Source organism: Mycolicibacterium elephantis DSM 44368 (genome assembly GCF_004014805.1).
Taxonomy (GTDB): Bacteria; Actinomycetota; Actinomycetes; order Mycobacteriales; family Mycobacteriaceae; genus Mycobacterium; species Mycobacterium elephantis.
The window spans coordinates 101,450-122,666 of sequence record NZ_ATDN01000011.1; the positions used below are offsets into that span (position 1 = coordinate 101,450).

At 69.0% G+C, this 21,217-nt stretch carries 18 protein-coding genes; 7 read left to right on the plus strand and 11 right to left on the minus strand.

The window, feature by feature from the left end; all coding sequences use genetic code 11:
- Positions 1 to 15 precede the first annotated feature (15 nt).
- Positions 16 to 1,230 (plus strand): arginine deiminase, encoded by a 1,215-nt coding sequence (gene arcA / locus MELE44368_RS09500; RefSeq protein WP_128108241.1) that lies wholly within the window; start codon positions 16 to 18, stop codon positions 1,228 to 1,230.
- A gap of 48 nt (positions 1,231 to 1,278) precedes the next feature.
- On the opposite strand, the gene MELE44368_RS09505 is transcribed toward arcA, so the two are convergent.
- Together MELE44368_RS09505 and MELE44368_RS09510 are read right to left on the minus strand one after the other, a co-directional pair.
- Complete coding sequence (locus tag MELE44368_RS09505) at positions 1,279 to 2,142, minus strand: type IV toxin-antitoxin system AbiEi family antitoxin (RefSeq protein ID WP_128108242.1); 864 nt, start codon at positions 2,140 to 2,142, stop codon at positions 1,279 to 1,281.
- A 160-nt stretch (positions 2,143 to 2,302) separates the two neighbouring features.
- A complete protein-coding gene (locus MELE44368_RS09510; protein ID WP_046753796.1) occupies positions 2,303 to 3,844 on the minus strand; it encodes a dolichyl-phosphate-mannose--protein mannosyltransferase in 1,542 nt (513 codons plus the stop codon).
- Between the two features lie 24 nt (positions 3,845 to 3,868).
- Between MELE44368_RS09510 and rsmI the strand changes: the two genes are divergently transcribed.
- Entirely contained in the window at positions 3,869 to 4,705 is an 837-nt protein-coding gene (gene rsmI / locus MELE44368_RS09515; RefSeq protein ID WP_128108243.1) for a 16S rRNA (cytidine(1402)-2'-O)-methyltransferase, read from the plus strand.
- Here rsmI and MELE44368_RS09520 read toward each other — a convergent pair.
- The 8 genes from MELE44368_RS09520 to metG all read right to left on the minus strand — a co-directional run bounded on the left by MELE44368_RS09520 (position 4,661) and on the right by metG (position 14,409).
- Entirely contained in the window at positions 4,661 to 5,911 is a 1,251-nt protein-coding gene (locus MELE44368_RS09520; protein WP_128108244.1) for an aminodeoxychorismate synthase component I, read from the minus strand. The two genes, rsmI and MELE44368_RS09520, sit on opposite strands and share 45 nt — an antisense overlap.
- A 12-nt stretch (positions 5,912 to 5,923) precedes the next feature.
- Entirely contained in the window at positions 5,924 to 6,829 is a 906-nt protein-coding gene (locus tag MELE44368_RS09525) for an RNA polymerase sigma-70 factor (protein WP_128108245.1), read from the minus strand.
- Positions 6,826 to 8,007 carry an NAD(P)/FAD-dependent oxidoreductase gene (locus MELE44368_RS09530; protein WP_128108246.1) on the minus strand — a complete coding sequence of 394 codons (1,182 nt, stop codon included), beginning with the start codon at positions 8,005 to 8,007 and terminating at the stop codon, positions 6,826 to 6,828. The genes MELE44368_RS09525 and MELE44368_RS09530 overlap by 4 nt, the downstream gene beginning before the upstream one ends.
- A gap of 48 nt (positions 8,008 to 8,055) precedes the next feature.
- Entirely contained in the window at positions 8,056 to 9,264 is a 1,209-nt protein-coding gene (locus tag MELE44368_RS09535) for an NAD(P)/FAD-dependent oxidoreductase (protein WP_128108247.1), read from the minus strand.
- A gap of 68 nt (positions 9,265 to 9,332) precedes the next feature.
- Positions 9,333 to 10,241 carry an RNA polymerase sigma factor SigJ gene (sigJ, locus tag MELE44368_RS09540; protein ID WP_128108248.1) on the minus strand — a complete coding sequence of 303 codons (909 nt, stop codon included), beginning with the start codon at positions 10,239 to 10,241 and terminating at the stop codon, positions 9,333 to 9,335.
- Positions 10,238 to 11,419, minus strand: a complete 1,182-nt coding sequence (locus MELE44368_RS09545; protein WP_128108249.1) for an NAD(P)/FAD-dependent oxidoreductase — start codon at positions 11,417 to 11,419, stop codon at positions 10,238 to 10,240. Before MELE44368_RS09545 ends, sigJ begins: the two co-directional genes overlap by 4 nt.
- Positions 11,420 to 11,509: 90 nt before the next feature.
- Positions 11,510 to 12,859: an NADP-specific glutamate dehydrogenase gene (gene gdhA, locus MELE44368_RS09550; RefSeq protein ID WP_128108250.1), complete on the minus strand. Its 1,350-nt coding sequence runs from the start codon at positions 12,857 to 12,859 to the stop codon at positions 11,510 to 11,512.
- A 2-nt stretch (positions 12,860 to 12,861) separates the two neighbouring features.
- On the minus strand, positions 12,862 to 14,409 hold the full coding sequence (gene metG / locus MELE44368_RS09555) for a methionine--tRNA ligase (RefSeq protein WP_128108251.1): 1,548 nt from the start codon (positions 14,407 to 14,409) through the stop codon (positions 12,862 to 12,864).
- A gap of 25 nt (positions 14,410 to 14,434) precedes the next feature.
- On the opposite strand from metG, the gene MELE44368_RS09560 reads away from it, so the two are divergent.
- From MELE44368_RS09560 to rsmA, 3 genes are all read left to right on the plus strand, one after another.
- Complete coding sequence (locus tag MELE44368_RS09560; RefSeq protein ID WP_128108252.1) at positions 14,435 to 15,289, plus strand: TatD family hydrolase; 855 nt, start codon at positions 14,435 to 14,437, stop codon at positions 15,287 to 15,289.
- Between the two features lie 70 nt (positions 15,290 to 15,359).
- A complete protein-coding gene (locus tag MELE44368_RS09565; RefSeq protein ID WP_128108253.1) occupies positions 15,360 to 16,487 on the plus strand; it encodes a resuscitation-promoting factor in 1,128 nt (375 codons plus the stop codon).
- The gene (gene rsmA, locus MELE44368_RS09570) at positions 16,484 to 17,419 is read left to right on the plus strand and encodes a 16S rRNA (adenine(1518)-N(6)/adenine(1519)-N(6))-dimethyltransferase RsmA (RefSeq protein ID WP_241566540.1); all 936 of its coding nucleotides are present in this window, start codon (positions 16,484 to 16,486) and stop codon (positions 17,417 to 17,419) included. The genes MELE44368_RS09565 and rsmA overlap by 4 nt, the downstream gene beginning before the upstream one ends.
- On the opposite strand, the gene MELE44368_RS09575 is transcribed toward rsmA, so the two are convergent.
- Positions 17,400 to 18,182, minus strand: coding sequence for a serine/threonine-protein kinase (locus MELE44368_RS09575; protein WP_128108254.1), 783 nt, complete (start codon positions 18,180 to 18,182; stop codon positions 17,400 to 17,402). The genes rsmA and MELE44368_RS09575 overlap by 20 nt on opposite strands.
- A 71-nt stretch (positions 18,183 to 18,253) precedes the next feature.
- Between MELE44368_RS09575 and MELE44368_RS09580 the strand changes: the two genes are divergently transcribed.
- The gene (locus MELE44368_RS09580) at positions 18,254 to 19,222 is read left to right on the plus strand and encodes a 4-(cytidine 5'-diphospho)-2-C-methyl-D-erythritol kinase (protein ID WP_128108255.1); all 969 of its coding nucleotides are present in this window, start codon (positions 18,254 to 18,256) and stop codon (positions 19,220 to 19,222) included.
- Positions 19,223 to 19,576: 354 nt separating this feature from the next.
- The gene (locus MELE44368_RS09590) at positions 19,577 to 21,211 is read left to right on the plus strand and encodes a fatty acyl-AMP ligase (RefSeq protein WP_128108256.1); all 1,635 of its coding nucleotides are present in this window, start codon (positions 19,577 to 19,579) and stop codon (positions 21,209 to 21,211) included.
- Positions 21,212 to 21,217: the final 6 nt, after the last annotated feature.

Genomic DNA, 21,217 nt, shown 5'->3' on the forward strand with positions numbered 1-21,217 from the left:
GCTACGGTGCTAGATGTGACCGACGCTGCGCTGGGCTGCGACTCTGAGGTCGGCGTGCTGCGTGTGGTGATCCTGCACCGGCCCGGCGCCGAACTGCAGCGGTTGACCCCGCGCAACACCGACGCGCTGCTGTTCGACGGTGTGCCATGGGTCGCAAGGGCCCAGCGTGAGCACGACGCGTTCGCCGCGCTGTTGAAGTCGCGCGGTGTCGAGGTGTTGTTGCTCGCCGATCTGCTCACCGAGGCGCTGGCGCACAGCGGCGCCGCGAGGATGCACGGAATCTCCGCGGCGGTGGACGCTCGTCGGCTGGGAGTGCCGCTGGCGCAGGAACTTTCGGCGTATCTGCGCGATCTCGACCCCGCCCCGCTGGCGCGGGTGCTGATGGCGGGGATGACCTTCAACGAGTTGCCGTTCAGCGACAGCGAGTTGTCGCTGGTGCGCAAGATGCATCACAGCGCGGACTTCGTCATCGACCCGCTGCCGAACCTGATGTTCACCCGCGACTCCTCGTTCTGGATCGGCCCGCGGGTGGCGATCACCTCGCTGGCGTTACCCGCCCGGGTGCGCGAGACGTCGCTCACCGACGTGATCTACGCGCACCACCCGCGATTCCTCGGGGTGCGGCGGGCGTACGAGTCGCGCTCGGCGCCCGTGGAGGGTGGCGACGTGTTGCTGCTCGCGCCCGGTGTGGTGGCTGTCGGGGTGGGGGAGCGCACCACGCCCGCGGGTGCGGAAGCGTTGGCGCGCAGCCTGTTCGACGACGACCTGGCGCACACCGTGTTGGCCGTGCCGATCGCTCAGCAGCGGGCGCAGATGCATTTGGACACGGTGTGCACGATGGTCGACGTCGACGCGGTGGTGATGTATCCGGGCGTGGTGGACACGTTGTCGGCGTTCACAATTCATCGCGACGGTAGTGGCGGGGTGCGCATCGACGATGCTGTTCCCTTCGTGGAAGCCGCGGCGGCGGCGATGGGCATCGATCGGCTGCGGGTCATCGCGACGGGCCTGGACCCGGTGACCGCTGAGCGTGAGCAATGGGACGACGGCAACAACACGTTGGCGCTCGCGCCCGGTGTGGTGGTCGCATACGAGCGCAACACCGAAACGAATGCCCGGTTGGCCGAGGCGGGTATCGAGGTGCTGACAATCGAGGCGGCTGAGCTGGGCACCGGCCGCGGCGGCCCGCGGTGCATGTCGTGCCCGGCATCCCGCGACCCGGTGCGTTAGGCCCGTTGGCTCGCGAGGCGTACACCAGGGCCGTGGAACCCCACGCGATCACGACCCTGGTGTACGCCTCGCGAGCGGAAACCACCCGCGACGCTCGGCGGCCTCCCGCAATCTGTGCAGGATGAACCCGCGGCTGTGCTCCTTGACGACGTGGATGTCGAGCCAACCTTGCGACTCCACGAGCGCGTTTCGTCCGATGTCGTGCACGAAACGTCTGCGATCCGTCTGATGCTGTTCACCGTCGTAGTCCATCGCGATCATCGGGTCGTCCCAACCCATGTCCAGGAACGCCTCGGCGACACCGTCGTGAACGCGGATCTGGGTGCGAGGGCGCGGGTATCCGGCGTCGATGACGAGCAGTCGAAGCCAGGTCTCCTTCGGCGACTGAGCACCACCGTCCATCAACTCCAGTGCGATGCGGGCGCGCTTCATCCACCGCCACCCGCGATAGCGCTCGACGAGCGGCGCCACGTCCCCCGCCGTCAAGCCCGTCGCCGCAGCCAGCGCGTCGAGGTGCCTGACGGCCAGGTCGCGGTTGAGGTGTCGAGCCAGGTCCAACGCCGTGCGTGCCGGCGTGGTGACCGCGAGTTCGCCGATTGCGCAGATCTCGTCCCAGTCGATCCGTTCATTTCGGACGACGACACCGTCCCGGCGCCGCTCACGCGGGGCGATCAGGTCGATCGGCGTGCCCGGGATGATCCCCAGCGCTCCATGCAGTGCAGCAGCGGCACGCCCGGCGATGATGCCGCGGCGATCTGTCCAGAGCCAGGCAGCCTGGGCGTCGAGATTCACCGAAGGTGAAGCGCCGCGCGGCACATAGACGCGAGGGTGGACGGTTTTATAGCGCCATCGCATTTGGCTTCGCGTCAGACCGCTGCCCAGTAGTTCGGCGCCGATGAATGCTCGTTCCATGCCACGGATGCTGGCCAGTCGCGCCGACAACTCTGCCCTCAATTCGCGAGGTGTACACCAGGGCTGTGGATAACTCGCCAACAACGACCCTGGTGTACGTTTCGCGAACGCTAACTCGCGAACGCTAACTCGCGAACGCTAACTCGCGAACAAGAGCAAGCTAGCGCCAGCTCGGCAGCCAGATCTGCATGTTCCACGTCTCCTGCGAAATCGGGATGCCCGTGAGGATCGGGAACAGCCACGCGAAGTTCGTCAGGACAAGCGCGACATAGAAACTCACCGCGATCAGACCCAGCGTTCGTCGCTCGGCGTTCTGGTTCGGCTTGTACAGGATGTCGCCGAGGATCAACGCGATCGCGAGCACCAGAAACGGCGCCATGGTCGACGCGTAGAAGAAGTACATCTGCCGGTCGATGCCGGCGAACCACGGCAGGAAGCCGGCGCCGTAACCGACGAGCACCGCGGCGTAACGCCAGTCCCGCTTGACGAACGACCGCCACAACGCCCAGCCCAGCACCGGCACCGCGAGGAACCACATCGCCGGCGTTCCGACCAGCATCACGGCCTTCACACACGACTGCGCGCCGCAGCCGGGCACGTCCTGGTTGTCGATCGCATACAGCACCGGGCGCAACGACATCGGCCACGCCCACGGCTTGGACTCCCACGGGTGATGGTTGCCGTCGGCGTTGGTCAGCCCGGCGTGAAACTTGTAGACCCCGTAGGTGTAATGCCATAGCGAACGCAGCGCATCGGGGATCGGCAACACGCTGTGCTCGCCGATCGACTGGCCCACTTCGTGCCGGTTGATCGCGGTCTCGGAGGCGAACCACGGGGTGTAGGACGCCAAATACACCAGGAACGGAATCACCACGAGCGCATACAGTGACGGCCCCAGGTCGCGGCGGAACGCACCAAGCCACGGCCTCGGCACCCGGTACTGGCGACGTGCGGCGATGTCGAACGCCAGCGTCATCACGCCGAAGAACGCGACGAAGTACAGCCCGGACCACTTTGTGGCGCAGGCCAATCCGAGAAGCACGCCGGCGAGAAACCGCCACCACCGCACCCCGAGCCGTGGGCCCCACGGCGTTTCGCTGATCCGGCCCTCGAACAGCGCGACGTGCATGCGCTCGCGCACTTGGTCGCGGTCGACCATCAGCGCGCCGAACGCCGCGACCACGAACATCGTCAGGAACCCGTCCAGAAGCGCGGTGCGGGCGGTGACGAAGCTGACCCCGTCGGCGATCACCAGCAGCCCCGCGATCGCGCCCACCAGGGTCGACCGGCTGATCCGCCGCGCGATCCGCGCCACCAGCAGCACCATGATCACGCCGCACACCGCGCCGGAGAACCGCCAGCCCAGCCCGGTGTAGCCGAACAGCGCCTCGCCGAGCGCGATCAACTGCTTGCCGACGGGCGGATGCACCACCAGGCCGTAGCCCGGGTTGTCCTCGACGCCGTGGTTGTGCAGCACCTGCCAGGCCTGCGGCGCGTAGTGCTTCTCGTCGAAGATCGGGGTGCCGGCATCGGTCGGCGAGCCCAGGTTCAAGAAGCGCGTCACCGCGGCCAACGCGGTGATGACCGCCGTCATCACCCAGCCCTGCAACCGGTCGACGGGCCCGAAGTCGGCGACGGGCACCTGTGGCGCCGGGCTGATGGTCGGGACCGCGCGCGGCGCATCGGTGGCGGGGGCGGTCACGCATGCGATCGTAGGCTGTCGAGCATGAGTGTCGGCCGGCTGTTGATCGCCGCCACGCCGTTGGGTCAGCCGTCGGACGCCTCGGCGCGGCTGGTCAGGGCGCTGGGCAGCGCCGACGTCATCGCCGCCGAGGACACCCGCCGGGTGCGCACGCTGGCCGCCGCGCTGGACGTCAAACCCATCGGCAAGGTCGTCAGCCTCTATGACCAGAACGAGGCGACCCGGGTGCCGCGGCTGGTCGACGAGATCAGGGGCGGGGCGACCGTGCTGATGGTCAGCGACGCCGGCATGCCGCTGATCAGCGACCCGGGCTACCGGCTGGTCACGGCCTGCATTGACGCCGGTCTGCCGATCAGCTGTCTGCCGGGCCCGTCGGCGGTGACGACGGCGCTCGCGGTGTCGGGGCTGTCGGCCGACAAGTTCTGCTTCGAGGGGTTCGCGCCGCGCAAGCAGGCGGCCCGCAGGGCCTGGCTGCAGACGCTGGCGACCGAGCAGCGCACCTGCGTGTTCTTCGAGTCGCCGCGCCGGCTCGCGGAGACGCTGGCCGATGCCGTCGACGTGCTGGGCGCAGAGCGCCGCGCCGTGGTCTGCCGCGAGCTGACCAAGACCCACGAGGAGGTGGCGCGCGGCTCGCTGGCCGAACTGGCCGAGTGGGCGGCCGACGGGGTGCTCGGCGAGATCACTGTCGTGCTTGCCGGAGCGGTGGTGCGGGCCGACCTCGACGCGCTGGTGGTCGAGGTCAACAAGCTGGTCGACGACGGCGTACGGGTCAAGGACGCGTGCGCGGAGGTGGTCGCCGCGAACCCGGGGTCGCCGTCACGGCGCGAGCTCTACGACGCGGTCCTGCGATCGCGCGCCTGAGCCGATGATCGGCGCCGCCTTGTGCAGGCACTCCTGCCACTCGCGATCCGGATCGGAGTCGGCGGTGATGCCGCCACCGACCCCGAGGACCGCGTTGCCCGCGGCGTCGAACTCGACCGTGCGGATCGCGACGTTGAGTTCGGTGCCCGCCACCGGCGACGCCAGACCGACCGTGCCGCAATAGATTCCGCGACGATACGGCTCCCAGCCGCACAGCAGCTGGCGCGCCCGCGCCTTCGGCGTCCCCGTCACCGACGCGGGTGGGAACGTCGCGTCGAGCACCGCGGCCATCGGCACGTCGACGTCGACCCGGGCCGTCACGGTCGACACAAGATGCCACACCCCCGGTGCGGGTCGCACCGCGAGCAGCTCCGGGACGGTCACCGACCCGGTGATCGCCACCCGGCCCAGGTCGTTGCGCACCAGGTCGACGATCATGATGTTCTCGGCCACGTCCTTGACCGAGGCGCGCAGCTCGGCGGGGTCGGCATCACGGGGCAGGGTGCCCTTGATCGGGCTGGACGCGATCGCCTCACCACGCCTGCGCAGGAACAGCTCCGGTGACAGCGACGCCACCGCACCCCAGTTGCCCGCGACGAACGCCGCGCGGGCGGGCGAGGTGCGCCGCACCGCGTCGACGAAGAAGTCCGCAGGCGAACCGGTGACCCGGCCACGGAACTGGGTGCACACACACGCCTGGTACACCTCGCCGGCCGCGATCGCGTCCAGGCACGCCGAGACCCCGCGTCGATGCGCGTCGCGGCCGGCGTCCTCCCACAGCACCTCGCATGGCCGCGTCGACACCGCGTCGGCGAGCGCGTCGATCATCCACGCCGAAGGCGCTGCGCCGGAAAGCGATTCATACCACCATCGGCCGTCACGGTCCTGTCGCAGAACGCAGTCGGACCAACCGCCCGCGGCCTCGGGTATGCGCGGCCCGGCTCCGTCGGCGCCGGCGTCGGGATACGACAGGTAGCCGAACCAGCCGCCGCCGACCGCGCCTGCCGATGCTCTGGGGGCGACGTCGAACACCGCCGTGACGTCGACGGGCGTGACCGCCACCGACGGCGCGATGACGGCGGCCGAGTCGAACCAGTCGCCGAGCAGCGCGGCCGGTGGTGGCATACCGTGCCGGGCCGTCGCCGCCGCGAGGGTCCCGAGCACCGCAGGGCCGCTGCCCAGGTCGCCGAGCCGCTCGATGCGCACCGGCTCAGCTTGTCAGATACTCCGCGTGATCTCGCGGGGGATGTCGATGCCCGCCAACTTCTCCGGGTTGCGCATCGCATAGAAGTGCGAGATCCGCCCGTCGGTGATCTCGACCGTGATGACGCCTTCGAAGCTGTCGCCGAGGTAGAGCTTGAGCGCCGGGGCGTTGTTGTACATCGCCGGCTCGACGCGGCCGCGTTCGCCGGCGACGCGAACCAACCCGACCAGCATCTTGGCGACCTTCTCGGCGCCGACCACCGGCTTGCGCGCGGCGGTGGCCTTGCCGTCGCTGTCGGCGGTCCAGGTGACGTCGTCGGTGAGCATCTCCAGCAGCGCGTCCACGTCGCCGCTCGACGCCGCCGCGAAGAACCGGGCGGTGATCTCCGCCGACAGCTTCGGATCGACCGGCTCGAACCGCCTGCGCCGCGACTGCACGTGCTCGCGGGCCCGGTGCGCCATCTGCCGCACCGCGACCGCCGACTTGCCGAGGGTGTCGGCGATCTCGTCGTGGCTGAAGCCGAACACCTCACGCAGCACGAACACCGCGCGCTCGTCCGGGCTCAGCGTCTCCAGCACCACCAGCATCGCCATCGAAACCGACTCGGCGAGAACGACATCCGAAGACGCATCGGCTGGCTCGACCAGCAGCGGCTCGGGCAGCCACGGGCCGACGTAGTCCTCGCGCCTGCGCGACTGCGCCCGCAGGGCGTTGAGGGCCTGCCGGGTGACGAGCTGGGCGAGGTAGGCCTTCGTGTCGTTCACCGTCGCGAGGTCCACCTCCGCCCAACGCAGGTAGCTCTCCTGCAGCACGTCGTCGGATTCGGTTGCGCTGCCCAGGATCTCGTAGGCGATCGTGAACAGCAGCGGACGCAGCAGCGTGAACCGCTCGACGTGTTCGTCACCCGGCCCGGTGTTCATCGCACCGACGCTACCTCGACGCCGGTCGCCGCTTGTGCCAATCGGCGCCGACGGTCGGGGTCCTTCTTGTAGGTGTAGGAGCCCGGCTCGGCGGCCTCGCCGCGCAGCCACTTCAGTGTCCAGCGGCACACCTGTTCCTTGATGACCGCGCCCGTGCGCCCACCGATGTAGAGCCGTCGCGGCGTGTCGTCAATGTTGTTGAACTGGAACGTGCCTGACTTGCGGCCCAGGCTGATGCACTGACCGGCCATCCCGTGGGCCACGTCGGCGGGCTGTTCGCCGGCCAGCCGCGAGAGCACCGTGTTGGCGGCCTGCGCGCCCAGGGGTAGGGCCGCCTGGCAGCTCATCCGCCACGGCAGGTTCGACGGCGACCCCGCGTCGCCGGCGGCCACGATGTGGCTGTCGTCGACGCTGGTGAGTGTTTCGTCGGTCAGCAGCCGGCCCAGCGCATCGGTGGTGAGACCGCTGGCCGCGGCCAACCCGGGCACGTCGAAGCCCGCCGTCCACACCGTCACCGCGCTCGGCAACCGGCGGCCGTCGTCGAGCACGACGTGATCGGCGGCCACCCGCGTCACGGTGGCGCCATCGAGCACCGTGACCCCGAGGCGGGCCAGCCGTTTGGTCACCGACCTGCGGCCGGTAGCGGCCAAGGTGGGTCCCAGCGCGTCGGTCACCAGCGTGACCGGACGTCCCGCCTCGGCGAACTCGGCAGCCGCCTCGATACCGGTCAGCCCGCCGCCGACCACGACGATCGGCTCGGTCCGCGCGACGCCGGCCATGCGTTCGGCCAACCGCTGCGCCTGCTCGAATTCGCTGATCGGGTAGGCATTCTCGGCCGCGCCCGGTACCGAGTCGGGCACCTTGCCCGTGCTGCCCACCGCATACACCAGGTAGTCGTAGGGCAGCGTCTCGCCGGACACCAGCTCGACGGTGCGTGCCCGCGCGTCGATCCGCGCGGCGCTGTCGACCACCACGTGCACACTGTCGGCCAGCACCGCCGAATAGTCGGCGACCGCGTCGTCGTTACCGGCGACCAGTTGGTGCAACCGGATCCGCTCGACGAACTGCGGTCTGGGGTTCACCAGCGTCACGGCCGCCGCGGCGCTGAGCCGATTGGCGGCCATCACCCCGGCATACCCACCGCCGATCACGACGACGTGTGTGTTCTGTGCAGTCATTTCGGTCTCTCCTTGGGACATCCGGCTCCCCGTTGAGCCGGTCTGACCTCAGGACACCGTCCGCATCCGCGATGTGACCGTTGACGGGCCGGATGTGGTCGACGTCACGTTCGGTTCGGGCCGCGGGCCACCCTTGAACCAGAAGCTGGAGCCGGGCTTGCGGGACTCGCGGCGGATGCCCCACACCGTGCCCTTGCAGACCGCTTCCTTGATCGCCGCGCCGAGACGGCCCGGGATGTAGAACCGCACGGCGGTGTCGTCCTGACGCGCGAACTGGATGACGGCGGCGCGACGCCCGAGGCTGACGTTGGATCCCGCGAAGCCGTACTGCATCGCCGCGGGCTCGGTGCCCGCGATCCGGCTCAACACGGTGTTGGCCGCCTGCGGCCCCAGCTGGGAGGCGGACTGGCAGCTCATCCGCAGCGGCACTCCCGACGGGGAGGCGGAGTCCCCCGCGGCCACGATGCGCGGATCGTCCACGCTGGTCAGTGTCTCGTCGGTGAGCAACCGGCCCACCGCGTCGGTGCGCAGGCCGCTACGTGCGGCGAGGTCGGGGACACCGAAGCCGGCCGTCCACACGGTCAGCGCGCTCGGGCGCACCGCACCGTCGGCGAACACCACCGCGTGCTGCCGAACCTCGGTCACCACGTCGGCCTCGAGGATCTTGACCCCGCGCTTGCGCAACCATTTGGCCGCCGAGCGTCGGCCCTGCTGCGAAAGGCTCGGAAGCAGCCGACCGCCGCAGACCAGCGTGACATTGCGGCCCTGCTCGGCCAGCTCGGCGGCTGTCTCGGTACCGGTGAGCCCGGCGCCCACCACGGTGACAGGGGCGTCTGCGTGCAGCTCGTCCAGTGCCGTCCGCAGTCGCTGGGCGTACTCCAATTCCGCGATGGGATAGGCGAATTCGGCTGCACCGGGCACGTCGGCGGGGACCGCGCCGGTGCTGCCGACGGCGTAGATCAGGTAGTCGTACGCCACCGTGTCACCGGAGGCCAGCGCCACGGTGCGCGATGCGGTGTCGATGCGTTCGGCGGCGTCGACGACGAGCCGGATTCCCTCGCCGAGCAGCGTGGCGTAGTCCACCGTGGCACTGCCGCTGTCCGCGACCAACTGGTGCAACCGGATCCGCTCGACGAACTGCGGGCGGGGGTTGATCAGGGTGATGTCCACGTCGTCGCGCAGCCGCAGGTGGTTGGCCGCCAGGGTACCGGCGTATCCGCCGCCGATGACGACGACGCGTGTGCGCTTCTCGGTCATGATGCTCCTCTCGTGGGTGTTGCCCTCTAGACACCGCGCGTCGGCGCGGTGTGACATGTCGCCTCGGGCTATCGGCGGATCGTGCGCGGTCGGGCGATCCCGGCCAGTTTCTCCGGGTTGGCCATCGCGTAGAAGTTGGTGATCTTGCCGTCGACCACCTCGACCAGAAACACACCCAACAGCTCGTCACCGCCGTAGACGACAATCGCCGGGGCGTTGTTGCAGTTCACCGTCTCGAACCGGAGGCCGGGCACGCGCTCGGGGCCCCTGCGCAGGAACGAAACGACCAGCGCCGCCACCCTCTTGGCGCCCACCACGGGCCTGCGGACGGCCGGGGCCTTGCCGCCGCTGTCGGCGGTCCATGCGGCGTCGGGCGCCAGCATCGACAGCAGTTGTTCCATGTCGCCGTTGGCCGCGGTGGTCATGAACTGCTCGGCGACGCGCACCGACGTGGTGAAGTCCACGGGTTTCATCCGGCGGCGCCGCGACTGCACGTGTTCGCGGGCGCGGTAGGCCATCTGGCGCACCGCGTTCGGCGACTTGTCGATCGTCGACGCGATCTCGTCGTGGCTGAAGCCGAACACCTCGTGCAGCACGAACACCGCGCGCTCGTCGGGGGTGAGCGTCTCGAGCACGACGAGCATCGCCATCGAAACCGATTCGGCCAGAATGACATCCGAGGACGCGTCGGTGGGCTCGAGCAGCAGCGGCTCGGGCAGCCAGGGGCCGATGTAGTCCTCCCGGCGCCTGGCGCGGACCCGCAGCGCGTTGAGCGCCTGCCGGGTGACCAATTGCGCCAGGTACGCCTTGGTGTCGCGCACCGTCGCCAGATCCACGTCGGCCCACCGCAGATAGCTGTCCTGGAGCACGTCGTCGGCTTCGGTTGCGCTGCCCAGGATTTCGTAGGCGATCGTGAACAGCAGCGGCCGCAGGTGGGTGAACCGTTCGGCGTGCTCGGCGCCGGGGGTGGCGGTCACGGGGCCGACACCCTCTCGGTCTCCGCGAGCCGCTTCCCGCGCTTGTCGCTCTTGAGCCAGGTCAGTGACCCCGGCTTGCGGGCTTCCCGCGCGACGAGTTTGACCGAGGCCGTCAACGCGGCCCTCTTCAGCGCCGCGCCGGCCTTGCCGCCGAGGTATAGCGGGGTCGCCGTGTCGTCGGTGTGGGACAGCTGGAACACACCGGCCTTGCTGCCCAGGCTGATGCACTGACCGGCCAGCGCCACGTTCAGCGGCGTCGGGGCGGTGCCCGCGATCCGGCTGCGCACCGTGTCGGCCGCGTGGGCGCCCAGCGGTGCCGCCGACGCGCAGCACATCCGCAGGGGCTGGTCCGAGGGTGCGGCCGCATCGCCGGCGGCCACGATGCGGTCGTCGTCGACACTGGTCAACGTCTCGTCGGTGATCAGCCGGCCCAGCGCGTCGGTGCTCAGGCCGCTGGCGGTGGCCAGGTCCGGCACCCCGAACCCCGCGGTCCACACGGTGAGCGGGCTGGGCACCTCGCGCCCGTCGGCGAGCGTGACGGACTGGCGCGTCACCGCGGTGACGGTGGCGGCCGGCCCGTCGAGCACGGTGACGCCCATCCTGGCCAGCCGCCGCGCCGCCGACCGGCGCGCCGCCGGGCTCAGGTAGGGGCCGAGCACCCCGCCGCAGACCAGCGTGATCGGGTGGCCCTGCTCGGCGAGTTCGGCCGCCGTCTCGATGCCGGTGGAGCCGGCGCCGACGACGGTGATCGGCGTGGCGGGACCGACGTCGTCCAGTGCGGCGCGCAGCCGGGTGGCGTGCTCGAATTCGACCATCGGATAGGCGAATTCGGCGGCGCCCGGAACAGTCGGGGCGGCCACGCCGCTGCCCACCGCGTAGATCAGGTAGTCGTAGTCCAGCGTGTCGCCGGATTCCAGGGCCACGATGCGCGCCGCGGCGTCGATGCGGGCGGCCCGGTCGGTGACCAACCGGATGCCCTGCCCGAGCACCTCCGCGTAGTCGACGACGGCGTCGTCTACCCCGGCGACCAACTGGTGCAGCCTGATCCGTTCCACGAACTGCGGTCGCGGGTTGACCAGCGTGATGTCGACGTTGTCGGCCGTCTGCAACCGGTTGGCCGCGATCGTTCCGGCGTAACCGCCGCCGATGACGACGACGTGGGTGCGGGTCTCGACCATGATGTCTCCTTCTCTGTCGGGTCTCGTGTCCTTGAGACACCGTCGAGAGCCGAGACGTAACGGCCTGGCCGCCCGGTGTGGCCTACATCACTAAACGAGGCCGAGTGCCAGCATCGCGTCGGCGACCCGGATGAAGCCGGCGATGTTGGCGCCCGCGACGTAGTTACCGGGCTGGCCGTACTCCTCCGCCGTGGTCAGGCAGCGATTGTGGATACGGCGCATGATCTCCTCGAGCCGATTCTCGGTCTCCACGAACGTCCATGAGTCCCGCGAGGCGTTCTGCTGCATCTCCAGCGCGCTGGTCGCGACGCCGCCGGCGTTGGCGGCCTTACCGGGCGCGAACGTCACACCGGCTTCGGCGAACTGCTTGATCGCCGCCGGTGAGCACGGCATGTTGGCGCCCTCGGCGACGATCCGGCAGCCGTTCTTGATCAGGTAACCGGCCTCGTCGCCGTTGATCTCGTTCTGCGTCGCGCACGGCACCGCGATGTCACACGGCACCTCCCAGACCGAGCGCCCCTGGACCGAGTGGGCCGCACCGGCGCGAGCCTCGGCGTAGTCGACGATCCTGCCGCGCTTGACTTCCTTGATCTCCTTGAGCAGGCCGACGTCGATGCCCTTCTCGTCGACCACGTAGCCGCTGGAGTCCGAGCAGGCCACCACTGTGCCCCCGAGATGGTGGATCTGCTCGATCGCGTAGATCGCGACGTTGCCCGAACCCGAGACCGCCACCCGCTTGCCCTCGAACGAGTCGTTGACCGCCGTGAGCATCTCCTTGATGAAGAACACCGTGCCGTAGCCCGTGGCCTCGGTGCGGACCTGCGACCCGCCCCACGTCAGTCCCTTGCCGGTGAGCACACCGGACTCGTAGCGGTTGGTGATCCGCTTGTATTGCCCGAACAGATAACCGATTTCGCGCATCCCGACGCCGACGTCACCGGCGGGCACGTCGGTGTACTCGCCCAGGTGGCGGTACAGCTCGGTCATGAACGACTGGCAGAAGCGCATCACCTCGCCGTCGGAGCGACCCTTGGGGTCGAAGTCCGAACCACCCTTACCGCCGCCGATCGGCATACCGGTCAGCGAGTTCTTGAAGATCTGCTCGAAGCTGAGAAACTTGATGATGCCGAGGTACACCGTGGGGTGAAACCGCAAGCCGCCCTTGAACGGACCCAGCGCCGAGTTGAACTCCACGCGGAAGCCCCGGTTGATCTGCACGGTGCCGCTGTCGTCGATCCAGGGCACCCGGAAGATGATCTGGCGCTCCGGCTCGCACAGCCGACGGATCACCGCGGTGTCGACGTACTCCGGGTGCTTGGACACCACCGGCCCGAGGCTGTGCAGCACCTCGTAAACGGCTTGGTGGAACTCGGTTTCGCCGGGGTTACGCCGGGAGACTTCGTCGTAGATGTCGTGCAGATTGTGGTGAAGGCCAGTCATTCTCAGTCCATCTGGTAGCGCGGAAACACGCCGGTCGGTGCGGGCAGCGCCGTACCAGGCGCCAACCGCGTACCGACCGACGCGAATGTGCGTTGCTCGTCGGTCTGCCCGAGCAAGTCGAGCAGCTTACCCGTTGATCCCGGCATCACCGGCTGGCTGAGCAGCGCTGCGATCCGCACGGTCTCCAACGTCGTGTAAAGGACGGTTCGGAAGCGTACCCCGTCCTCGGGTGACTCGGACTTCCGCAGCACCCAGGGCTGCTGGGCGGAGAAGTACCTGTTGGCCGCGCCGAGCACCGACCAAATCGCCTCCAGCGCCAGGTGCATCGCCGTCGCGTCGTAGTGCGCGCGCACCCGCTCCAGCAGCGCGTCGGCCGCGGCCAACAGCTCCTTGTCGGCGGCGGTGAACTCGCCCGGCTCGGGCACGATGCCGTCGAGGTTCTTGGCGACCATGGACAGCGACCGCTGGGCGAGGTTGCCCAGTTCGTTGGCCAGATCCGAGTTGATCCGCCGGATGATCGCCTCTTCGCTGTAGCTGCCGTCCTGCCCGAACGGCACCTCGCGCAGGAAGAAGTACCGCACCTGGTCCAGCCCGAACGTGTCGACGAGCGCGTTGGGGTCGACCACGTTGCCGACCGACTTGCTCATCTTCTCGCCGCGGTTGAGCAGGAAGCCGTGCACAAAGATCTTGCGCGGCAACTCGATTCCGGCCGACATCAGGAACGCCGGCCAGTACACCGCGTGGAACCGGGTGATGTCCTTGCCGATCATGTGCAGGTCGGCCGGCCAATACCGCTTGAACAGCTCCGATTCGGTGTCCGGAAAGCCCACGCCTGTCAGGTAATTGGTCAATGCGTCCACCCACACGTACATGACGTGGTCGGGGTGGCCGGGCACCGGCACCCCCCAGTCGAACGTGGTGCGTGAGATCGACAGATCGCGCAGCCCGCCGGAGACGAAGCTGATCACCTCGTTGCGCCGCACCTGCGGTTCGATGAACTCCGGATGCGCCTCGTAGTGCGCCAGCAGCCTGTCGGTGTAGGCCGAGAGCCGGAAGAAGTAGGTCTGCTCCTCGGTCCAGGTCACCGGCGCACCGGTCTCGGCCGCCACCCGGACGCCGTCGGCGCCGACGGTGGTCTCGGCCTCGGTGAAGAACCGTTCGTCGCGCACCGAGTACCAGCCCGCGTAGGTGTCCAGGTAGATGTCGCCGGCGGCGTCCATCCGGCGCCAGATCTCCTTGGACGCCTCGAAGTGGTCCGGATCCGAGGTGCGGATGAACCGGTCGAAGGAGATGTTGAGCTTCTCCTGCATCCGCTGGAACACATCGGAGTTGCGCCGCGCCAGCTCGGCGGTGGGGATGCCCTCGGCGGCGGCCGCCTCGGCCATCTTCAGCCCGTGCACGTCGGTGCCCGTCAGATAGCGCACGTCGTACCCGTCCAGCCGCCGAAAGCGCGCGACGGCGTCGGTGGCGATGTACTCGTAGGCGTGGCCGACGTGCGGGTCGCTGTTGGGATAGGCGATGGCCGTAGTGATGTAGTAGGGCTTCTTCATTTCCAGCTCAGCTTATGGTGTTGCCGTGAGTGAGAAGCGCGCAGGCAGACGGGAGCCACCGCCCGCACCGCCGCCGCTGACCCCGCTGATCGACGCGCACACCCACCTCGACGCCTGCGGGGCCACCGACGCCGCGAGCGTCACCGCGATCGTGGACCGCGCCGCCGACGTCGGCGTGCAGGCCGTCGTCACCATCGCCGACGACCTGGACTCCGCACGCTGGGTGACCGAAGCCGCCGACGCCGATTCGCGCGTCTACGCCGCCGTCGCACTGCACCCGACCCGCGCCGACGCGCTGACCGAGGAGGCCAAGGCCGTCATCGAGCGGCTGGTCGGCCACCCCAGGGTGGTCGCGGTGGGGGAGACCGGCATGGACATGTACTGGCCGGGCCGGCTGGACGGCTGCGCGTCACCGGCCCGGCAACGCGACGCGTTCGCCTGGCACATCGACCTGGCGAAGCGGACCGGCAAGCCGCTGATGATCCACAACCGCGACGCCGACGCCGAGGTGCTCGACGTGCTACGCGCCGAGGGAGCGCCCGAGACGGTGATCTTTCACTGTTTCTCCTCGGACGCGCAGATGGCCCGCACCTGCGTGGAGGCCGGCTGGCTGCTGAGCCTGTCGGGCACGGTGAGCTTCCGCAACGCCAAGGCGCTGCACGAAGCGGCGTTGCTGATACCGCTCTCGCAAATGCTGGTCGAGACCGACGCGCCGTTTCTGACCCCGCACCCGTACCGGGGCGCGCCCAACGAGCCCTACTGCCTGCCGTACACGGTGCGGGCGCTGGCCGAGCTGGTTGACCGACCCGCCGAAGTCATTGCATGCGAAACTACCCAGACCGCCGCGCGGGCCTACGGGCTGCCGAGTTGTTGGACGTAGACCTTTTCGTTATCGTGCGGTGATCGAACAGCGCCCCTAGTACGCCGTCCGAGTCGGGATAAAGCAGATTTTGAACGTTTTGAACAAGATCCATGAAGCGCGCTCGCCGTTGCTGCGACTTCTGGTCGGCGCGACGCTGCTCGCCTTGGTGTTCGCCGGCGGCGTCGCCGTCGCCGCGCACAAGACCGTCACGCTGACCGTGGACGGCACCTCGATGACGGTGGCCACCATGAAGTCGCGCGTGATCGACATCGTCACCGAGAACGGTTTCGACGTTGGCGAACGCGACGACCTTTACCCGGCGGCCGAGACGCCGGTGAACCAGTCCGACACGATCGTGCTGCGGCGCAGCCGTCCGCTGCAGATCTCGCTCGACGGCGAGAACAGCAGGCAGGTCTGGACCACGGCGTCCACCGTCGACGAGGCGCTGGCGCAGCTGCAGATGGCCGACAAGGCGCCCGCTGCGGCGTCGCGCGGCAGCCGGGTCCCGCTGGCGGGCATGTCCTTACCGGTGGTCAGCGCCAAGACCGTCCACCTCGACGACGCCGGCCTGCAGCGCACCGTGCACCTGGCGGCACCCAACGTCGGCGCGCTGTTGGAGGCGGCCGGTGCACCGCTGCAGCAGAAGGACGCCGTGGAGCCCGCGCCGAGCGCCCCGGTGGTCGAGGGCATGCAGATCCACGTGACCCGCGTGCGCGTCGACCACGTCACCGAGCGGGTCCCGCTGCCCGCGCACACCACGCGGGTCGAGGATCCGACGCTGAACCAGAGCCGAACCGTCGTCGAGGACCCCGGCACGCCGGGCACCCAGGACGTCACCTTTGCCGTCGCGAAGGTCAACGGTGTGGAGACCGGCAGACTGCCAGTAGCCAATGTCGTTATCGAGCCGGCCCGCGAAGGGGTGGTCCGGATCGGCGCGAAACCCGGGACCGAGGTTCCGCCGGTGAGCAACGGAGCGGTATGGGACGCGCTGGCCCGGTGCGAAGCCGGAGGTAATTGGGCCATCAATACGGGCAACGGATATTACGGCGGCGTTCAATTTGACCAAAACACCTGGGAGCGCAACGGCGGTCTGAGGTATGCTGCGAGGGCCGATCTGGCGACAAGAGAAGAGCAAATAGCGATTGCTGAGGTCACTCGGGCGCGGCAAGGTTGGGGCGCGTGGCCGACGTGTAGCGGGAGGATTGGGGCGCGCTGACCATTCGACTACTCGGACGGACCGAGATACGACACCTGGCCAAAGAGATTGACTTTCGGCCACGCAAGTCGTTCGGCCAAAACTTCGTCCACGACGCCAACACCGTGCGCCGGGTCGTTTCGGCGTCCGGTGTGAATCGACATGACCACGTCCTCGAGGTCGGTCCCGGCCTGGGTTCTCTGACCCTGGCGCTGCTGGACCGCGGGGCGCGGGTGACCGCCGTCGAGATCGATCCGGTGCTGGCCCGGCAACTGCCGACGACCGTCGCCGACCATTCGCACAGCGAGATCAACCGGCTCACGGTGCTCAACCGCGACATCCTGACGTTCCGCCGCGCCGAGATGCCCGACGAGCCAACCGCCCTGGTCGCCAACCTGCCCTACAACGTCGCGGTGCCCGCGCTGCTGCACCTGCTGGCCGAGTTCCCGTCCATCCGCACCGTGATGGTGATGGTGCAGGCCGAGGTCGCCGAGCGGCTCGCGGCCGAACCCGGCGGCAAGGACTACGGCGTGCCGAGTGTCAAGGTGCGGTTCTACGGCAACGTCCGCCGGTTCGGCATGGTGTCGCCGACGGTGTTCTGGCCGATTCCCCGGGTCTATTCCGGGTTGGTGCGCATCGACCGCTACGAGGCCTCACCGTGGCCCACCGACGAGACGTTCCGCGAGCAGGTCTTCGAGCTGATCGACATCGCGTTCGCGCAGCGCCGCAAGACCTCGCGCAACGCGTTCGCCGAGTGGGCCGGTTCGGGCAACGAGTCGGCGAGCCGGCTGCTGGCCGCGAGCATCGACCCGTCGCGGCGCGGCGAGACGCTGTCCATCGCGGACTTCGTGCGGCTGCTGCAACGCTCCGGTGTGGCCGGGAAACCGACGGTCAAACCCGACGCGGTCGAGCAGCCGGAGCTGAGCTCGGACGCTACCGCAGCGCGCGGGTGACCAGCGAGACGAACTCCCGGCACGACCGGTAGCGATCCGCGGGGTCCTTGGCCAGCGCCTTGGCCAGGATCGAGTCGAACACTCTTGGCAGCCAAGAGAATTGGCGTGACCATCGCGGCGGCTGCTGGTGCAGATGTGCGCGGATCAACCCCATTCTGGAGTCGTCGGTGAACGGCGGCGCGCCGGTGAGCAGTTCGACCGTCGTGCAGGCCAGCGCGTATTCGTCGGTGGCCGACACCGGCGCGTGCCCGGTGATCAGCTCGGGTGCCGCGTACGGCAGCGACATTTCGGCGTCGGTGGGCCGACGCCCGATGTCGTCGGTCATCGAGTGCGCGACCCCGAAATCGATGAGCACGGCCCGAAGCGCAGCGACCCGGATGTTGGCGGGCTTGACGTCACAGTGCACGACCGCGCGGTTGTGGGTGTAGTCCAAGGCGTCGGCGATCTGGCCCAACGCGGCGAGCCGCGCGTCCCTGTCGACCAGGGTGGTCACCGCGTCGTCGACGACTTCCATTGTCAGCCAACCGGCTCCGCGCTCGAACACCTTCACGATGTGGGGATGGTCGAGGCCCCGGGCGAGTTCGAACTCCCGGCGCAACCGCGCGACCTGTGCCTGGTGGCGGTGCTGCTCGTCGAGGATCTTCAGCGCGGCCACCCGGTCGGGTGCGGCCGCGTCGTGCACCCGGTACACCGTCGCGTACCCGCCGTGGCCGAGCACCGCGTCGACGACATAGCGTTCGAACCGGTCGCCGGGGGCAAGCACCGTCTAAGCCTAAGTTCAGCCCAGCTGCGCAGACGGCTGCTGGGGCGGCCCGACTCCGCTAGTGTCGTGCCGTGCCGACCTGGAACGGAAACACCGCCTCAGAGTGGGTGCCCACTGGGTCGGTCACGGTGCGGGTGCCGGGCAAGGTCAACCTCTACCTCGCGGTCGGGGATCTCCGCGACGACGGCTATCACGAGCTGACCACCGTCTTTCACGCGGTTTCGCTGCTCGACGAGGTCACCGTGCGCAACGCCGACGTGCTCTCGCTGGAGATGTCCGGCGAGGGGGTGGACTCGCTGCCCACCGACGAGCGCAACCTGGCCTGGCAGGCCGCGGAGTTGATGGCCGAGCACGTCGGGCGCGCCCCCGACGTGGCGATCGCCATCGAGAAGTCGATCCCGGTGGCCGGCGGGATGGCCGGCGGCAGCGCCGACGCGGCCGCGGTGCTGGTCGGGATGAACACGCTGTGGGAACTCGGTGTGCCCCGGCGCGACCTGCACGCGCTGGCCGCCCAGCTCGGCAGCGACGTCCCGTTCGCGCTGCACGGCGGCACCGCACTGGGTACCGGCCGCGGCGAGGAGTTGGCGACCGTGCTGGCCCGCACCACCTTCCATTGGGTGCTGGCGTTCGCCGACGGGGAGCTATCCACGCCCGCGGTGTTCGCCGAGCTCGACCGCCTGCGCGAAACCGGTCCCAAGCGCAACCGGCCGCCGCGGCTGCAGGACCCCGAACCGGTGCTGGCCGCGCTGGCGTCCGGGGATCCGAAGGCGCTGGCGCCGCTGCTCGGCAACGACCTGCAACCGGCGGCGTTGAGCCTGGAGCCGGCCCTGGGCGACACCCTGCAGGCCGGCGCCGAGGCCGGCGCGTTGGCCGGCATCGTGTCCGGATCGGGGCCGACCTGCGCGTTTCTGTGCGCGTCGGCGACCGCGGCCGTCGACGTCGGCGCCAAGCTGGCCGACGCGGGCGTGTGCCGCAGCGTGCGGGTGGCCAGCGGCCCCGTGCAGGGTGCGCGCGTCGTACCGGCGCCGTCGACCCTGTAGGCCGGTAAGGCGCCGAAACTGAAGATATGCACGGAAGAGCCGCGCTTTCCGTGCAAAAACCTCAGTTTCGCGCTCAGACGGTGTGACACGGGACTCAATTATCACGAGAGTTTGGCAGCTACTTAAGAGTTGCATAAGATGATCGGCGGTGAAAACTAGCGGTCAAGCATCGGACGCGATACTTTCGCCCGCCGGTAACGTCGGCGGGCGGTCCGTCAGATGCAGTCGCTGGTCCGGCCCATCACCGATTCGAGACATAACCGCCGCCGTTTCGTGCGCGCGTATTCGCGATGGTGCGGCTGATCAGGCGGAGCATTACACCGGGGTGTACGCCTCGGAACCGAGGAGGTTGTCGTGAGCCGATTCACCGAGAAGATGTACCGCAATGCCCGTACGGCCACGACGGGCATGGTCACCGGTGAACCGTACGCGCCTGTTCGGCACACCTGGGGTGAGGTCCACGAACGGGCCCGTCGCATCGCCGGCGGCCTGGCCAAGGCCGGCATCGGACTCGGCGACGCGGTCGGCGTGCTGTCCGGCTTCCCGGTCGAGATCGCCCCGACCGCGCAGGGGCTGTGGATGCGCGGCGCCAGCCTCACCATGCTGCACCAGCCCACGCCGCGGACCGACCTGGCGATCTGGGCCGAGGACACGCTGACCGTCATCGGCATGATCGAGGCCAAGGCGGTCATCGTCTCGGAGCCGTTCCTGGTCGCCATCCCGGTGCTGGAGGAGAAGGGCGTCAAGGTCCTGACCGTCAGCGACCTGCTGGACTCCGACCCCATCGACCCGATCGACGTCGGCGAAGACGACCTGGCGCTGATGCAGCTGACGAGCGGCTCGACTGGATCTCCCAAGGCGGTGCAGATCACCCACCGCAACATCCACTCCAACGCCGAGGCGATGTTCATCGGCGCCGAATACGACGTCGAGAAGGACGTCATGGTCAGCTGGCTGCCGTGCTTCCACGACATGGGCATGGTCGGCTTCCTCACCATCCCGATGTACTTCGGCGCCGAGCTGGTCAAGGTCACGCCGATGGACTTCCTGCGCGACACCCTGCTGTGGGCCAAGCTCATCGACAAGTACAAGGGCACCATGACCGCGGCGCCCAACTTCGCCTACGCGCTGTTCGCCAAGCGGCTGCGAAGGCAGGCCAAGCCGGGCGAGTTCGACCTGTCGACGCTGCGGTTCGCGCTGTCGGGCGCCGAGCCGGTCGAGCCCGCCGACGTCGAGGACCTGCTCGACGCGGGTAAGCCGTTCGGCCTGCGGCCCGACGCGATCCTGCCGGCCTACGGCATGGCCGAGACGACGCTGGCGGTGTCGTTCTCCCCGTGCGGCGCGGGCCTGGTCGTCGACGAGGTCGACGCGGATCTGCTGGCCGCGCTGCGTCGCGCCGTGCCGGCCACCAAGGGCAACACCCGCCGGCTGGCCACGCTGGGCCCGCTGCTGAAGGACCTGGAAGCCCGCGTCATCGACGAGCACGGCAACGTGATGCCCCCGCGCGGCGTCGGCGTGATCGAGCTGCGCGGCGAGTGCGTGACGCCCGGCTACATCACCATGGGCGGTTTCATTCCGGCGCAAGACGAGCACGGCTGGTATGACACCGGCGACCTCGGCTACATCACCGAGGAAGGCAACATCGTGGTGTGCGGCCGCGTCAAGGACGTCATCATCATGGCCGGCCGCAACATCTATCCCACCGACATCGAGCGGGCCGCCTGCCGCGTCGACGGTGTGCGCCCGGGCTGTGCCGTCGCGGTGCGGTTGGACGCGGGACATTCGCGCGAGACGTTCGCCGTCGCGGTGGAATCCAACGCGTGGCAGGACCCGAAAGAGGTGCGCCGCATCGAGCATCAGGTCGCGCACGAGGTGGTGGCCGAGGTCGACGTGCGGCCCCGCAACGTCGTGGTGCTCGGCCCCGGCACCATTCCGAAGACACCGTCGGGCAAGTTGCGCCGTTCGACCTCGGTCTCCCTGGTCACCTAGCTTTCT

What these genes read in the sequence shown, in the direction of transcription:
- MELE44368_RS09505 (WP_128108242.1), bottom strand. Translation starts at nt 2,142, where the DNA reads ATGGAACGAGCATTCATCGGCGCCGAACTACTGGGCAGCGGTCTGACG.
- rsmI (WP_128108243.1), top strand. Translation starts at nt 3,869, where the DNA reads ATGAGTGTCGGCCGGCTGTTGATCGCCGCCACGCCGTTGGGTCAGCCG.
- MELE44368_RS09525 (WP_128108245.1), bottom strand. Translation starts at nt 6,829, where the DNA reads ATGAACACCGGGCCGGGTGACGAACACGTCGAGCGGTTCACGCTGCTG.
- MELE44368_RS09530 (WP_128108246.1), bottom strand. Translation starts at nt 8,007, where the DNA reads ATGACTGCACAGAACACACACGTCGTCGTGATCGGCGGTGGGTATGCC.
- MELE44368_RS09535 (WP_128108247.1), bottom strand. Translation starts at nt 9,264, where the DNA reads ATGACCGAGAAGCGCACACGCGTCGTCGTCATCGGCGGCGGATACGCC.
- MELE44368_RS09545 (WP_128108249.1), bottom strand. Translation starts at nt 11,419, where the DNA reads ATGGTCGAGACCCGCACCCACGTCGTCGTCATCGGCGGCGGTTACGCC.
- gdhA (WP_128108250.1), bottom strand. Translation starts at nt 12,859, where the DNA reads ATGACTGGCCTTCACCACAATCTGCACGACATCTACGACGAAGTCTCC.
- metG (WP_128108251.1), bottom strand. Translation starts at nt 14,409, where the DNA reads ATGAAGAAGCCCTACTACATCACTACGGCCATCGCCTATCCCAACAGC.